Origin of the sequence: Streptomyces cellostaticus (genome assembly GCF_001513965.1) — a bacterium.
GTDB lineage: Bacteria > Actinomycetota > Actinomycetes > Streptomycetales > Streptomycetaceae > Streptomyces > Streptomyces cellostaticus.
The window spans coordinates 1-685 of the sequence record NZ_KQ948114.1 but is presented as its reverse complement, the minus strand read 5'-3'; the positions used below and the strand labels follow the sequence as shown (position 1 = coordinate 685).

General features: G+C 69.3%; 1 protein-coding gene. It reads left to right on the top strand.

The features are described 5' to 3' along the window. On the top strand, positions 1–685 hold a 685-nt coding region (locus AQI88_RS42295; RefSeq protein ID WP_159050615.1), incomplete at both ends, for an acyltransferase domain-containing protein.

The window sequence follows — 685 nt, the reverse complement described above, 5'->3', positions numbered from 1 at the left end:
GATCATTGAGCAGGCTCCCGTCGAGGATGCCGCACAGATCGATCCTGCTGATGGCGGTGCCGGTGTGTTGCCGGTGGTGCCGTGGCTGGTGTCGGGACGGTCGGCTGCGGGTCTGGCCGCGCAAGCGGACCGGCTCTCAGCATTTGTTCAGAGCCGTGCGGATGCGAGTGCGGTCGATGTGGGTTGGTCGTTGGCCGTTACCCGGGCAGCGTTGGAGCACCGGGCGGTGGTGCTGGGTTCGGACCGTGAGGAGTTGCTGGCGGGGCTGGACGCGCTGGCCGGCGGCCGTGAGGTCGCGGGCGTGGTTACGGGAACAGTAGGTGCGGTCGGGAAGGTCGGCTTCGTGTTCACCGGCCAGGGAGCTCAGCGGCTGGGAATGGGCCGGGAACTCTACGAGGCGTTCCCTGTGTTCGCCGAGGCCTTCGATGCCGTCTGTGCAGGCCTGGACGAGCACTTGGACGGCTCGGTGGCTGCTGTGGTCCGGGGCGAGGGCCAGCCCGGCTGGCCCGGAGCCGGCCGGGTGGACGAGACGGTGTGGGCGCAGGCCGGACTCTTCGCCATCGAGGTGGCGTTGTTCCGGTTGCTGCAGTCCTGGGGGATTGCCCCGCAGGTGGTGGCGGGTCATTCGATCGGTGAGCTGGCGGCTGCGCATGTCGCTGGGGTGTGGTCGCTGGAGGACGCCTGC